Origin of the sequence: Azohydromonas australica DSM 1124 (genome assembly GCF_000430725.1) — a bacterium.
GTDB lineage: Bacteria > Pseudomonadota > Gammaproteobacteria > Burkholderiales > Burkholderiaceae_C > Azohydromonas > Azohydromonas australica.
In genome coordinates, this window is record NZ_AUMO01000064.1 from 1 (window position 1) to 13,226 (window position 13,226).

At 63.4% G+C, this 13,226-nt stretch carries 11 protein-coding genes and 1 pseudogene; 10 read left to right on the forward strand and 2 right to left on the reverse strand.

Features of this window, described 5'->3' with window-relative positions; all coding sequences use genetic code 11:
- Positions 1-147: 147 nt before the first annotated feature.
- Both H537_RS42275 and H537_RS42280 read right to left on the reverse strand, forming a co-directional pair.
- Positions 148-981 (reverse strand): annotated as a pseudogene (locus H537_RS42275) (IS110 family RNA-guided transposase); the annotation flags it as partial.
- 151 nt (positions 982-1,132) lie between these two features.
- Positions 1,133-2,056, reverse strand: coding sequence for a LysR family transcriptional regulator (locus H537_RS42280; protein WP_043458543.1), 924 nt, complete (start codon positions 2,054-2,056; stop codon positions 1,133-1,135).
- Between the two features lie 128 nt (positions 2,057-2,184).
- Here H537_RS42280 and hpaH point away from each other — a divergent pair, with 128 nt between their 5' ends.
- From hpaH to H537_RS0110810, 10 genes are all read left to right on the forward strand, one after another.
- On the forward strand, positions 2,185-2,970 hold the full coding sequence (gene hpaH, locus H537_RS0110765; protein ID WP_028997922.1) for a 2-oxo-hept-4-ene-1,7-dioate hydratase: 786 nt from the start codon (positions 2,185-2,187) through the stop codon (positions 2,968-2,970).
- An 8-nt stretch (positions 2,971-2,978) separates the two neighbouring features.
- Positions 2,979-4,451 carry an aldehyde dehydrogenase family protein gene (locus H537_RS0110770; RefSeq protein WP_028997923.1) on the forward strand — a complete coding sequence of 491 codons (1,473 nt, stop codon included), beginning with the start codon at positions 2,979-2,981 and terminating at the stop codon, positions 4,449-4,451.
- A gap of 76 nt (positions 4,452-4,527) precedes the next feature.
- Positions 4,528-5,517, forward strand: coding sequence for a Bug family tripartite tricarboxylate transporter substrate binding protein (locus H537_RS0110775; RefSeq protein WP_043458544.1), 990 nt, complete (start codon positions 4,528-4,530; stop codon positions 5,515-5,517).
- Positions 5,518-5,554: 37 nt separating this feature from the next.
- Positions 5,555-6,802 (forward strand): cytochrome P450, encoded by a 1,248-nt coding sequence (locus tag H537_RS0110780; protein ID WP_051242360.1) that lies wholly within the window; start codon positions 5,555-5,557, stop codon positions 6,800-6,802.
- A gap of 11 nt (positions 6,803-6,813) precedes the next feature.
- Positions 6,814-7,773: a PDR/VanB family oxidoreductase gene (locus H537_RS0110785; RefSeq protein WP_028997926.1), complete on the forward strand. Its 960-nt coding sequence runs from the start codon at positions 6,814-6,816 to the stop codon at positions 7,771-7,773.
- A gap of 19 nt (positions 7,774-7,792) precedes the next feature.
- Entirely contained in the window at positions 7,793-8,668 is an 876-nt protein-coding gene (locus H537_RS0110790) for a DODA-type extradiol aromatic ring-opening family dioxygenase (protein WP_028997927.1), read from the forward strand.
- Positions 8,665-9,546: a fumarylacetoacetate hydrolase family protein gene (locus tag H537_RS0110795; protein WP_043458545.1), complete on the forward strand. Its 882-nt coding sequence runs from the start codon at positions 8,665-8,667 to the stop codon at positions 9,544-9,546. The genes H537_RS0110790 and H537_RS0110795 overlap by 4 nt, the downstream gene beginning before the upstream one ends.
- Before the next feature lie 66 nt (positions 9,547-9,612).
- Complete coding sequence (locus H537_RS0110800) at positions 9,613-10,587, forward strand: tripartite tricarboxylate transporter substrate-binding protein (protein ID WP_043458546.1); 975 nt, start codon at positions 9,613-9,615, stop codon at positions 10,585-10,587.
- 24 nt (positions 10,588-10,611) lie between these two features.
- Positions 10,612-12,051 carry an aldehyde dehydrogenase family protein gene (locus H537_RS0110805; RefSeq protein ID WP_028997930.1) on the forward strand — a complete coding sequence of 480 codons (1,440 nt, stop codon included), beginning with the start codon at positions 10,612-10,614 and terminating at the stop codon, positions 12,049-12,051.
- A 17-nt stretch (positions 12,052-12,068) separates the two neighbouring features.
- A complete protein-coding gene (locus H537_RS0110810; RefSeq protein ID WP_028997931.1) occupies positions 12,069-13,220 on the forward strand; it encodes an acyl-CoA dehydrogenase family protein in 1,152 nt (383 codons plus the stop codon).
- The last annotated feature ends 6 nt before the right edge of the window (positions 13,221-13,226 follow it).

A 13,226-nucleotide genomic window follows, 5' to 3' on the forward strand; every position in this document is an offset into this window, starting at 1 on the left:
CGAGCCACCGCCGCCTGAGCTTGCAGAACTTATGGAAGCCGTCGCAGCTGGCTTCGGAATTGACCTCTATCTCCGGGAATAACAAAGTACCGATAGGGCCCGTCCAACATCTACATTCCATACTCGCTTCGCCAAGGAGCGTGTATTTCACGCAGCGGGCGCGGTCGCAAGGTGTAGTTCCATCGCAGGCTCACCAAGTGGTGCGGTAGATGAAGCTGCGCCATGTCTGCGGCGCTGACTCGTTCGCCGGCCTTCGAGTAACCCAGTTTGCGCAGCAGCCGCGACACCGTCGTGGGACATGCGCTGTGAAATGCCTGGCGCAGTCCCTGGCTGAGCGGCGTAGAGAACCGAGCGTGCGCCGTGGATCAGCAGCGTGCGAAGGTACGTATCGCCGCCCTTGCTGATTCCCAGAAGCACGTTTTTGCCGCCGCTGGAGTTCTGGCGCGGCACGAGTCCCAGCCAAGCCGCGAACTGTCGCCCGTTGGAGAAGTTCGTCGCGTCACCCACCGCCGCCACCAACGCACTGGCCGTGATCGGGCCAATGCCCGGCACGGCGGCGAGCTGTAGGCTCAGAGGGTCGTCGCGATGCCAGGCCGCGATCTGGGCTTCAACATCATCGGGCTGGCGGTCAAGCTCCTTGAGGTGCTCCAGCAGCCGAAACGCTCTCGGCATTTCATTCGTTGCGTCTTCAAGCAGCTTAGGCACCGTCCGAGCAATGTGTGTTGTGCCCTGCGGAATGATCAATCTGAACTCTGCCAGCAAGCCCCAGAGCTGGTTGGCTTGTGCCGTGCGGGCTTTGACAAAGCTTTGGCGAGCACGGTGCAACGCAAGCAACCCTTGCTGCTCGACGTTCTTGACCGGCACGAAGCGCATGTTCGGCGGCGCCACGGCCTCACAGAACGCCTCGGCATCGGCCGCGTCGTTCTTGTTCGTTTTCACGTAGGGATTAATGAATGCATGGTGCAAACACTGCAATCGCGATTATGTGAAATTCGGTGCAGTATCAACGAAGCACATTCTTTGGGTCAAAGCAGCTGCTGGAAATCATGGCGGATCGTTCGTCCGTCTACCAGTTTCATCCTTCGACGCGACTGTCGTGATAGATAAGACCTATCGCTATAGCGGCTCGCTTTCAACCTTGTTCTTCAGCGGCCTGCCTTGCCCAGCGTGGCGCGAAGTCCAGCAGGAACGCCCGGAAGGCCTCAACGGCAGGAGCCAGGGAATGGCCTGCGCGCGTCAACACCGCGTACTCTCGGTCAACCTCCGGTCGACATAGCTTGATCAACCTCAGGTCGAACCCGGAAGCCAAGCCGCCTGCATACACCGGGCACGCTGTGACGCCAAATCCGGCTTGCACCATGGCAAGCGCCGTGTTGATGCGCCGCACGAAAAGGATTTCCGTTGGGAAAGTCGGTGCTGCCTTGGAGCTGCGCCGAGCCGGCATCCATTCGTCAAAACCTCGGAAGAAGGTGACCAACTTCCGGTCCCTCACATCCGCCCATGTCACCTCGTCCGTGCGCGCAAGGACGTCGTCCTTGTGCACCGCCAGCCTCAACGGTGCCCGCATGAACGGCAAACGTTCGATCTCTGGCTGATCGACAGGCCCTGGCGCGATGCCAATGTCGACCTCGCCCCGGGCCGTGCGTGTGATCACGTCTTCGATAGGCACGTCCAGAAACCGAACTTCGACGTGAGGATGAAGCTCGCGGAACGCAGCCATGGCCCGCGGTACGAGAGTGCAGGACATGACTTCAGGCGCAGCGAGCCGAACGATGCCACGGCGCTTCTCTTTGAGGTTTGAGATGCTGACAACGGCGTCATCCAGGTCTTGAAGCACCCGCTCGGTCAGCGGGAAGAACTCCTCGCCCACCGCTGAGAGGCCGACCTTGCGCGTATTGCGGTCGAGCAGTCGAACGCCGAGCTGCGTCTCGAGTTCCTTGATCAGCCCGCTCAGTGCGGCCGGGGTCAGGTGCAGTTGCTCGGCTGCGATGGTGAAGCTGCCACTGACGGCAATAGCGCGAAACGCACGAAGCTGGCGAAGCGTCAGATTATTCATTTTTTCCTAAGAGTCCACAAGAAAACATTGCTTGTCTAACAAGTCAGCATAGTCGAAAGTTCGTTCCATCGCAGTGCAGTCCATCGGCAGTGCGGCGTCGGCAGCGTTGGAGACAAGGGACGAAACAGATGCTTAACGAGACACTGAGACAAGAAGCAGCTCACCAGTTGCTTCAGGCAGAACGGATCGGCAAGCCGCTGCCTCGGCTGTCCGATACCTATCCCGAGATGGACATCGAGGACGCCTACGACGTACAGCTCAAGGTCGTCGCAATGAAAGTCGAGGCTGGAGCCCGTGTTCGGGGCTACAAGATCGGCCTCACCTCAAAGGCCATGCAAGATGCCGTGGGCATCTCGGAGCCGGATTTCGGACACCTGTTCGAAGACATGTTCCATGCCGATGGTGCAAGGCTCTCGGCGAGCCGATACCACGCGCCCCGCCTGGAAGTCGAACTTGCCTTTGTTCTGAACCGTCGACTCAAGGGTCCTGGCGTCACGGTGTCCGACGTGCTCAGCGCCACGGAGCATGTCGTTCCGGCACTGGAGCTCATCGACTCGCGAACCGTGCTGCCTCGCAAGTTCGTCGACACCCTGGCGGACAACGCTGCCAGCGCCGGCGTAGTGATGGGCGGCCGCCCAGTGCGCCCGATGGACGTGGATCTGCGCTGGCTGGGCGCCGTGGTCTACAAGAACGCCGTCATCGAGGACAGCGGCATGTCGGCCGCCGTGCTCGGTCATCCCGCCAACGGAGTTGCCTGGCTTGCGAACCGGCTTGGCGAGCGTGGCGTCTGCCTTGAGCCCGGACAGGTGCTGCTTGGTGGCTCCTTCACCCGGCCGCTTGCCGCGGCAGCGGGCGACATCTTTCACGTCGACTACGGCCCCCTGGGCGGCATCGCAGTAGGTTTCACCGAGTAGGACTTCTCATGGAAAACATCATCGAGATCGACGGCATCCAGGTCAGCGGCGATCACTTTATCGGGGGCAAGCGAGTGTCCTCAACGGAACGCTTTCCCAACCACAGCCCGATCGACGGGCATCTCATCGGGTACGTCGCCGCCGGGTTGCCGGAGCACTGCAACGCAGCGATCGAGGCCGCCCAGGCTGCGTTCCCTGCCTGGGCCGCGCTTGGGCCGGACAAGCGCCGTGAGCATCTTCACCGCTTCGCCGACGAATTGAAGGCCTGGGGCGAGAAGCTGGCGCGCGTCGAGTGTGAAGACAACGGGATGCTGTACGCGCGCCTGAAGGGACACCAGATCGAGCGCTGTGCTCACAACATCAGCTTCTTCGCGGACGAGGCGCTGAAGTTGAAGGAGCACCGCATTGAAGGGCGCAATGCCAAGCATCATGTTCGCTTCGATCCCGCGGGCGTGTGCGTGCTGATCACGCCGTGGAACTCGCCGATGATGCTGACGACGTGGAAGCTCGGACCAGCACTTGCCGCAGGCAACACGGTCGTGATCAAACCGCCCGAGTGGGCCCCGCTGACCTGTTCGATGCTCGCCGATGTGGCGGCGGCAGCGGGCATGCCGCCAGGCGTGATCAACGTGGTGCAAGGCATCGGTGCGACCACCGGTGCCGCGCTGGTGGCCGATCCTCGCGTCGCCCGGGTTTCGTTCACGGGGTCCGTCCCGACGGCCAAGACCATCGCGAAGTCGACCGGCCAGAACCTGGTCCCGGCCAGCTTCGAGCTCGGAGGCAAGTCCGCCTTCATCGTGCTGGAAGACGCAGACCTGGACCGTGCCGCGCAAACCGCTGCATTGCAGTACCGCAACGCCGGCCAGGTATGCCTGGCGGGTACTCGCATCCTGGTCCACAGCAAGGTGGCGGACGATTTCGTGGCACGCATGCAAAAGGTGGTGGCCGGGCTGCGTGTGGGAGACCCGCGGGACGCGTCCACGGAGATCGGGCCGATCATCCATCCAAGGCAGTTTGACAAGGTCGCTGGCTTCGTCGACCGCGCACGCGATCGCGGTGCACGCATCGTTTGGGGTGGCGCCAAACACGAGGCTGGCGATCTTTACTACCAACCCACTTTGATCAGCGACGTGGACCAGGGTGACGAAGTCGTGCAAAGCGAAATCTTCGGTCCGGTACTCGTCCTGCAGCGCTTTGACAGCGATGACGAGGCAGCGAGCATGGCCAATGGGACGCGCTACGGCCTTGCGGGTGTCGTCTTCGGCTCCGAGGGCCGAGCGCTGCGCGTGGCAGAGCAACTGCGCACCGGCATGGTCTGGGTCAATTCGTTCTTCCTCAGGGATCTGGAAGCGCCCTTCGGTGGCGTCCGCGATTCAGGTATCGGACGCGAAGGCGGGCAGTGGAGCTTCGAATTCTTCTGCGACATGAAGGACGTGATGCTGCCGCAGAAGCCGTATGCGCCGGTGTTCGCCGGCCGCTGAGGACCGAGGGCTCCTGGCGTAGGCCGCAAGAGGCCGGCCAGTGTTCCGACATTCCGACATCCCTGGAGACGACGGCATGCATCGCAGAGACTTCCTTCGAACTGTAGGGCTCGGGCTGGGTTCGCTGTCTACGGCGGCAGCTGCCTGGTCCCAGCCAGGCAAGTTGCTGACCGTCTACGTTGGCTACCCGGCCGGGGGTTCTCCCGACCTCGTAGCCCGCACCGTCGCGCCGCGACTGAGCCAGGCACTGCAGCAGAAGGTGATCATCGACAACCGTGCAGGCGCCGGTGGCGGGATCGCGATGGATGTCTTGCGAAAAGCGCCCGCGGATGGCAGCGCGTTGGTGCTGACGCCGAGCCCGCCGTTGACGATCAACCCATTCGTCTATCCCAGGCTCGCCTACAACGCGTTCAGCGACTTCACGCCGGTGTGTCGTGTCGTGACGTTCGATCTTGCGCTTGCAGTGCCCGCCACTCACCCTGCAAAGACGATGCGGGAGTTCGTGGAATGGGCAAAGAAGAACCCCAACCTGGCGTCCTATGGCGTCCCGGGGCTGGGCTCGACGCCTCACTTTCTGGGATACCTCATTGCCCAAGCCTCAGGCATCGACTATCGAGTGATCGGTTACAGGGGCGGGCCCCAGATGTCGGGCGATCTGATCGGGGGGCAACTTCCCAGCGCGATTGGGGTGCTGTCCACTTTCCTGCAAGACCATCGAACTGGCAAGGTGCGCGTGCTCGCCACGGCGGGCGCCTCTCGCTCCAGCTTGCTGCCTGATGTGCCCACGTTGGCGGAAGCGCTCGGAACATCGGCCATTCGCGACGTCATGACGGCGACAGAGTGGTACGGGCTGATGGCGCCGGCAGGTACGGCGCCGAGTGTCATCGCGTCCCTCAACGCAGCCGTCGAGGACGTCTTGAGGGAGCCAAAGCTTGTCCAGCAGCTGACATCGCAGGGACACGATCCGGCGCTGCTGCGCGGTGCCGCCTTCGGTGACCTTATCCGAAAAGACCAGGATCGCTGGCGAGCCGTGGTGAAGGAGTCCGGCTTCAAGCTGGAAACCTGAAAAGCCGACCCCAAAAACTGACCCCAAGGAGACAGACATGACCACGATGACTCAACCCGCGACTGAACTGACCACCAGCGAGATCAACCTCGCTTCGATCGACACGTTCTCCAGGCCGGACCTGCCGGCGCTGTTTCGCAAGCTGCGCCAGGAGGCACCCGTGTCTTGGCATCAGCACCCTGACTCAGGAAAGAACGGCTTCTGGGCGGTTGTCTGCTACGACGACATCGTCGCGGTGAGCCGGGACACGGCCACCTTCAGCAACCGCCACGGCGTCCAAGTGCTGTTCGAGGGCGACATGCCGCACGCCGGCGAAGGGTCGATGATCGAGATGGACCCGCCGGAGCACACGCGGTTCAGGCGCCTGGTGGGCCCGACCTTCAGCTCGATGAGCGTGGCCAAACTGCAGGACCAGATCCGCTCCAGGGTGATCGAGATCCTGGACGGCCTGGAGGGCAAGGACGAGATCGACTTCGTGCGCGACTTCGCGACCCCTTTGCCGCTTGGCGTTTTCTATGACCTCATGGGCGTGCCTGCTGCCGACCAGCGCCGCATGCTCGAACTGGCGGACCGCACCTTTTTCTCGGCCGATCCTCGCTTCGGGGGTGATCAGCACGGGATCGGAGAAGCCGGCAGAGAAATCCAGGCTTACGGCCGGTGGCTGGCCGAGCAACGGATCAAGGAGCCCAAAGACGACGTCATGAGCTCGCTCGCTGCGGCAACCATTGACGGCCAACGCCTGACGCCTGCCGATCTCGGTGCCTTCTTCGGGCTGTTGGGCGCGGCGGGGGCCGATACCACGCGTGCCTCGCTGAGCTACGGCCTGCGCGCGCTTTCCGACTTCCCCGAGCAGAAGACGGCCTGGCTGCAAGACCTTGAGGGGCAGGCGGCCGGGGCCGTCGAGGAGATCGTGCGCTGGGCCTCGCCCACGATGCACATGCGGCGCACGGCGACCCGGGACACGCAGATCGCCGGTCAAGCCATAGCTGCCGGCGACAAGGTCGCGGTGTGGTACGCGTCGGGGAACTTTGACGAGTCGAAGTTCGACCAGCCCTACCGGTTCGACATCGGCCGAAAGCCCAACCCGCACATGGCCTTCGGCATGGCCGGCCCCCATTTCTGCCTGGGCGCGCATCTGGCCAAGCTTGAGATCCGCATCGCCTACACCGAGCTTCTGCGTCGTTACCCCGAGATCGAGGCAACTGGTCCGGTGGACCGCCTGCGCAGCAACTTCATCAACGGGCCGTTCTCGCTGCCGGCTCGTCTGGGCCCTCGCAAGTCCTGAAGGAGACGGGCATGGACAGGATCGCAGTGCGCGTTCGGCGCATTCACAACGAAACCGACGATGTCCGCGTCTTCGAGCTCGCGAGCTCGGACGGACAGCCCCTGCCGGCGTTTTCGCCCGGAGCACACATCGACGTGCATCTCGGTGACGGGCTTGTCCGCCAGTACTCGTTGTGCAACGGGCCTGCGGATGCCGACTGCTACATCATCGGCGTGAAGCGTGAGCCCAGCTCCCGCGGCGGTTCCTCGGCCTTGCACGACTTGGTGCAAGAGGGGGACATGCTGCAGATCGGTGCCCCGCGAAACAACTTCGAGTTGCGCGACACGGCAGGGCACTACATGCTCGTGGCTGGAGGCATTGGCATCACGCCGATGCTGTCGATGGCACGCCATCTTCTGGCACGCGGCGCATCGTTCGAGTTGCACTACTTTGCGCGTTCCATTGCGCAAACCGCATTTCACAAGGTGCTGTCAGCGCCGGCCTTCGCCGGACGCGTGGACTTCCACTACGCGCTGGAAGCGGATGCCGTGCGCTCGAAGCTGCGCAAGCTCCTCTGGGAGCGCCGGGCCAATGCACATCTGTACCTGTGCGGTCCCCGTCCCTTCATGGACACGGTGCAGGACGTTGCAAGCGCCACTTGGCCGCCCGATGCTGTCCACCTCGAATACTTTTCGGCGGATGCCAACGCGCTTGCCGCACCGTGCGCCTCATTTGTCGTGAGGCTGGCACGCAGCGGTGGCGACTACGTGGTACCGGCTGAACAAAGCATCGTGCAAGCGCTTGCGCAGTACGGGGTAGCGGTGGACGTGTCGTGCGAGCAGGGTGTGTGTGGCACGTGCCTGACCGGCGTGCTGGCCGGAGAGCCCGATCACCGGGACTCGTTTCTCACCGATGACGAAAGGCGCGCATGCGACAAGCTGATGCCGTGCGTGTCCCGCTCGCGTACTGACGTGCTGATTCTTGACCTGTAGACCTTTGAGGAAGACTGACATGGGACACATCGTCGGCGCGGCCATCGTGTCGCACCATCCTGGCCTGTTCCGGACCCAGGCCGATCGCATCACGATGGGCAACGGACGCGACTCGGACCTGATCGAAGGCTATGCCCGGCTGCGCAACAGGATTGACGCGGTCCAGGCCGACACGCTGATCATCTTCGACACGCACTGGTTCACAAGCGGGCGCCACGTCGTGGCAGGCGCGCCGCACTACAAAGGCATCTACACGTCCAACGAGATGCCGTGGATCCTTCACGACATTCCGTTCGACTATGACGGTGCACCGGATCTCGCAGCCGAGATGGCACGCGTGGGTGAGCAGTGCGGCGTACCGGTGGAGAACGCGCGCAACGAGCACATCGAACCGGAATACCCGACCGTCAATTTGCTCGGGCCGCTGTGGAGAGGCGAGCGCGTGCTCTCGGTGGGCATCTGCCAGAACGCTCGCGCGCACCATTTCCTGGCAATGGGCGAAGTCATCGGGGAAGCGATCCGCAACACTGACAGCCGGGTCGTCTTGCTGGCATCCGGTGCACTGAGCCACCGCATGGTGGACCTCGACTTCCTGGCGAGGAATCCGCGCTGGTGGGATCCGGAGAACATCAGCGATCCCAAGCATGTGCAGCTCGATCACGAAGTCATGGCTTCCTGGGCGAAGGGCGACCACGCGAGTGTGATCGACCGGTATCCCGAGCTGCGCGCTGCCGCCTACGAAGGACTTGGCGGGCATTACCTGCAAATGGTCGGTGCTCTTGGCGGACGCCAGTGCACGGCGCGCGGGGAACAGCTGTCCGAGTACGAGAACGCCATGGGCACGGGCAACGTGCACATCTGGTTTGAAACGCAACCGCAAGAGGCATCCGAATGAACGTGCTACAGGGACCGCGCCACGAGGTGCGCCGCGTCGTCTACAACGGTTCGACCCACTGGGCGACGGTCGAAGGAGAGGGGCTGCGGCTGGCCGATGGCCGACAGGTGGCGGTGGCGGATGTCGTGCATCTGCCCCCCTGCGATCCGAGCAAGATCATCTGCCTGCACCTGAACTACGCGTCGCGTTACTACGAGCTGCGCGGCAAACGTCCGGCGGACAAGGCCGAGTTCGGTACGCCCAACTACTTCATGAAGCCGATCACGACGCTCAACGCGCACGGCGGCGAGATCGTGCGGCCCCAGGGCTACCAGTACCTCAACTATGAAGGCGAGATTGGCATCGTCATCGGCAAGCCCACGCGCAACATCACTCCCGAGGAGGCCTGGGATCACATGGCAGGCTTCACCTGCGCGCTGGACATGGGGCTTCAGGACATGCGCGACACCGATGCGGGGTCGATGCTGCGGGTGAAAGGCTCCGATGGCTTCTGCCCTGTTGGGCCTGGGATCGTTTCCGGCATTGACATCCGGGAGCAGACGCTGCGCACGTGGCGCAACGGGCGGCTGGTGCAGGAGGCCGTGCTGGCCGACGAGATGATCTTCGGCTTTGACTACCTGGTCGCCGATCTGGCCCGCCACATCACGTTGATGCCCGGCGACCTCATCCTCACCGCTACGCCGGCCAATTCCCGACCGCTCGACGTCGGTGACCTGATCGAGGTTGAGGTCACCGGCCTGGGCCGCCTTTCCAATCGGGTGGTCGCTGCACCTGCGCCGCGCGCCAGCGTGGGACACCAGCCCAACAGCAGCTCCGAGGTGGTCCGCGTGGCTTACGGTGATGACAGCCGCCTGCCCGAGCACCTGAAACCGCGCTGACGGTTGATCGGCACCGTTCTCGCATTCGCGCCGACAGGCGCGTCCATTACACGACGGAGACAAACCATGCATTCACGCCGTCAGGTTCTGAGGACCTGTCTTGCCGCCGCATTGGCCGCGGCCGCATCGACCGGTGCGGTTGCCCAGAGCAGCAAGCCGATCACCATCCTGGTGGGTTTCGCGCCGGGCGGCGCCCCGGATGCCGTCGCACGCATCGTAGCCGAAAAGCTGCAAACCAAGCTCAAGCGAACGGTCATCGTCGAGAACAAGTCCGGCGCCAACGGGCAATTGGCTCTGACTGCTTTGCAAAACGGTCCGACCGACGGCAGCGTCTATGCGCTGACGCCGCCTGGGATGCTGACCATTCATCCCACGCTCTACCCGAAGCTCGCATACGACGTTTCCAAGATTGAGCCGGTGATTTCGGCATGCACGTTCGAGCACGCCGTGGTCACTGGGCCGAGCAATCCGTTCAAGACGCTGGCCGAGTATCTCGCCTGGGTCAAGGCCAACCCGAACCGGGGCTTCTATGCGGTACCAGCGCTGGGATCCGCACCGCACTTCGTCGGGGCCCTCCTGGCGAAGGAAGCCGGTGTGAGCCTGCAGCCGACACCCTACCGCGGTGGCCCTCCGATGCTGCAGGACCTGCTCAACGGCGAAGTTCCCCTGGGCATCAACGTCCTGTCCAACTTTACCGAATTGCATCGCAGCGGGAAGTTGCGCGTGCTCGCCACGACCGGTGAAAAACGCAGCGCACTGCTTCCGGACGTTCCCACTCTGGGAGAGCTTGGCTACAAGCAGGCACAAGCGCAGGAGTGGTTCAGCTTTGTCGTCAAGGCCGGCACGCCAGCGTCTGAAACCGAGGCATTCGCGTCGGCCGTTCGCGAGATCGTCGGGATGAAGGACGTCGGCGCATCGCTGGCTGCCGCAGGCTTCACTCCGGCAGCCCTTGGAGCGGACGAGTTGCGCCAGGACATTGCCTCGGACACCAAGCGCTGGGCCCAGGTCATCAAGCAGACCGGCTTCAAGCTGGAGAACTGATCACACGGCGCAGCGGCACGCGACATGACACATCATCCCAACTACATAGGCGGCGAGTGGGTCGCCGCAGAGGCTCACGTTCCCAACGTGAATCCATCCGACACCGACGACATCGTTGGCGAATACGCGTTGGCGGATGCTTCACAGGCCCGTGCCGCCATCGCTGCCGCCAGGCAAGCGTTCCCTGCTTGGGCTGCTCTTTCTTCCCAGCGCCGGTTTGAGTACTTGGACCAGATCGGCAGCCTCCTCATCGCGCGCAAGCATGAACTGGGCATGCTGCTGGCACGCGAGCAGGGCAAAACCCTGTCCAACGCGATGTTCGAAGTCGAGCGCGCGGGATATACGTTCAAGTTCTTCGCCGGTGAGTGCCTGCGCATGCAAGGTGACCACGTTGCATCGCTGCGCCCGGGCATCGACATCGACGTGACCCGGGAACCACTGGGTGTGATTGGCGTGATCACGCCCTGGAACTTTCCGATCGGTATCCCGGTGTGGAAGATTGCGCCGGCGCTGGCGTACGGCAACTGCGTCGTCTTCAAGCCGCCTGAGCTGGTACCGGCCTGCGGCTGGGAACTCGCGCGCATCATCCATGAGGTGGGCCTGCCGCACGGCGTGTTCAACCTCGTCGTGGGCAAGGGGCGTGTCGTGGGCGAGGCCATGACGACAAGCCCGGACGTCAACGGCATCAGCTTCACCGGCTCGGTGGCCGTGGGGCGCCAGATCGGGCTGGCCGCCATGCAGTCCGGCAAGAAGGTGCAGCTGGAGATGGGAGGCAAGAACCCCATGGTCGTGCTCGACGATGCCAACGTGGACCTGGCTGCCGATGCTGCCTTGGATGCGGCGTTCTACTTCACTGGCCAACGTTGTACGGCTTCGTCCCGCTTGATCGTGACCGACGCCATCCACGACCGCTTCGTGGCGGCGTTACGTGAGCGCATGCGCCGGATAACGGTCGGGCATGCGCTGGACCCCGCCACCATGATCGGACCCGTCGTCAGCGAGGCCCAACTGGCGCAGAACCTGGAGTACCTCGATGTCGGCAAGCGCGAGGGTGCCCGGCTCGTCGAAGGCGGCGAACTGCTCGAGCGGCCGACGAAGGGGTATTACATGTCCCCGGCGTTGTTCGTCGACACCGCCAACGGCATGCGCATCAACCGGGAGGAAATCTTCGGACCTGTCGCGGCCGTGATCCGGGTTCGCGACTACGAGGAGGCACTGCACCTTGCCAACGACACGGAGTTCGGCCTTGCTTCCTCGATCTGCACGAGCTCCCAGAAGCATGCGGCCCACTTCCGGCGCTACAGCCAGGCGGGACTGGTGATGGTGAACCTGCCTACCGCCGGATTCGAGTACCACGTGCCGTTTGGCGGCACGAAGGCGTCGAGCTACGGCTCTCGCGAGCAGGGCCGCTATGCCCAGGAGTTCTTCACGACGGTGAAGACTTCCTACATGCGACCGATCTAAGCACGAGGGAAACTTCCATGATTCGTGATCAAGTTCAATTGCAGGCACTGCTTGAGCGAACCCGCCAATGGGTCAGGGAACGCGCCATACCGGCGGAAGACCTGGTCGCCGAGAGTGATGAAGTGCCTTGCGATCTCGTGCAGGAAATGCGTGCCAACGGATTCTTCGGCTGGAGCATTCCGCAAGAGTATGGCGGCGCGGGTCTGACAACCGAAGAGCTGGTGCTCGGTGCGTTCGAGATCTCGCAGTGCTCCGTTGCTTTCCGCGCGCGGGTCGGCACCAACACCGGGATTGGCTCCGAGGGCATCGTGGTCGACGGCACCGAGGAGCAGAAGGCGCGTTATCTGCCACGGCTGGCGAGCGGCGAGTGGACCGGATGCCTCGCCGTGACCGAGCCCGAGGCAGGGTCCGAGGCGACCAATGTCCAGACCACTGCCCGGCGCGAAGGTGACCATTACGTGCTCGACGGCACCAAGTGCTTCATCACCAATGCGCCGATCGCCGACGTCTTCACGGTGACGGCCCGCACCGAGCCTGGCACTGCGGGAGCCAAGGGTGTATCAGCTTTCATCGTTGAGCGAGGGATGCCTGGCCTGTCCACGGGTGCTCCATACCGGAAGATGGGCCAAGCCGGATCTCCCGTGGGAGAGGTGGTCCTCAAGAACTGCGTCGTGCCGGCCGCCAACCTGATCGGTGGCGACGAAGGCCGCGGCTTCAAGACGGTGATGAAGACGCTCAACAAGCAGCGTATTCACTTGGCAGCGCTCTCGACGGGGCCGGCCATGCGCATGCTCGAACTGGCCATCGCGCACACCACCAAGCGTGTCCAGTTCGGACAGCCGGTGGCCAACTTCCAGCTGGTACAGGCCATGATCGCCGACTGCCAGACCGAGATCTACGCGGCTCGATCGATGATCCTGGAAACAGCGCGCAAGCGCGACCGCGGAGAGGACGTGGTGCTCGAAGCCTCGATGTGCAAGTACTTCGCCACCGAGATGTGCAATCGCGTGGCGGACCGATGCGTGCAGATGTTCGGCGGCTCCGGCTATGTCGCGGACTACTCCTGCATCGAGCGCTGGTACCGCGACGTGCGCCTGTTCCGGTTGTACGAAGGCACGAGCCAGATCCATCAACTCAATATCGCGAAGCAGACGCTCGCACAGGGCTGAGGCAAC

Excerpts from the sequence above, each read along its gene's own strand:
- H537_RS42280 (WP_043458543.1), bottom strand. The coding sequence starts at position 2,056 with ATGAATAATCTGACGCTTCGCCAGCTTCGTGCGTTTCGCGCTATTGCC.
- hpaH (WP_028997922.1), top strand. The coding sequence starts at position 2,185 with ATGCTTAACGAGACACTGAGACAAGAAGCAGCTCACCAGTTGCTTCAG.
- H537_RS0110770 (WP_028997923.1), top strand. The coding sequence starts at position 2,979 with ATGGAAAACATCATCGAGATCGACGGCATCCAGGTCAGCGGCGATCAC.
- H537_RS0110775 (WP_043458544.1), top strand. The coding sequence starts at position 4,528 with ATGCATCGCAGAGACTTCCTTCGAACTGTAGGGCTCGGGCTGGGTTCG.
- H537_RS0110780 (WP_051242360.1), top strand. The coding sequence starts at position 5,555 with ATGACCACGATGACTCAACCCGCGACTGAACTGACCACCAGCGAGATC.
- H537_RS0110785 (WP_028997926.1), top strand. The coding sequence starts at position 6,814 with ATGGACAGGATCGCAGTGCGCGTTCGGCGCATTCACAACGAAACCGAC.
- H537_RS0110790 (WP_028997927.1), top strand. The coding sequence starts at position 7,793 with ATGGGACACATCGTCGGCGCGGCCATCGTGTCGCACCATCCTGGCCTG.
- H537_RS0110795 (WP_043458545.1), top strand. The coding sequence starts at position 8,665 with ATGAACGTGCTACAGGGACCGCGCCACGAGGTGCGCCGCGTCGTCTAC.
- H537_RS0110800 (WP_043458546.1), top strand. The coding sequence starts at position 9,613 with ATGCATTCACGCCGTCAGGTTCTGAGGACCTGTCTTGCCGCCGCATTG.
- H537_RS0110805 (WP_028997930.1), top strand. The coding sequence starts at position 10,612 with ATGACACATCATCCCAACTACATAGGCGGCGAGTGGGTCGCCGCAGAG.
- H537_RS0110810 (WP_028997931.1), top strand. The coding sequence starts at position 12,069 with ATGATTCGTGATCAAGTTCAATTGCAGGCACTGCTTGAGCGAACCCGC.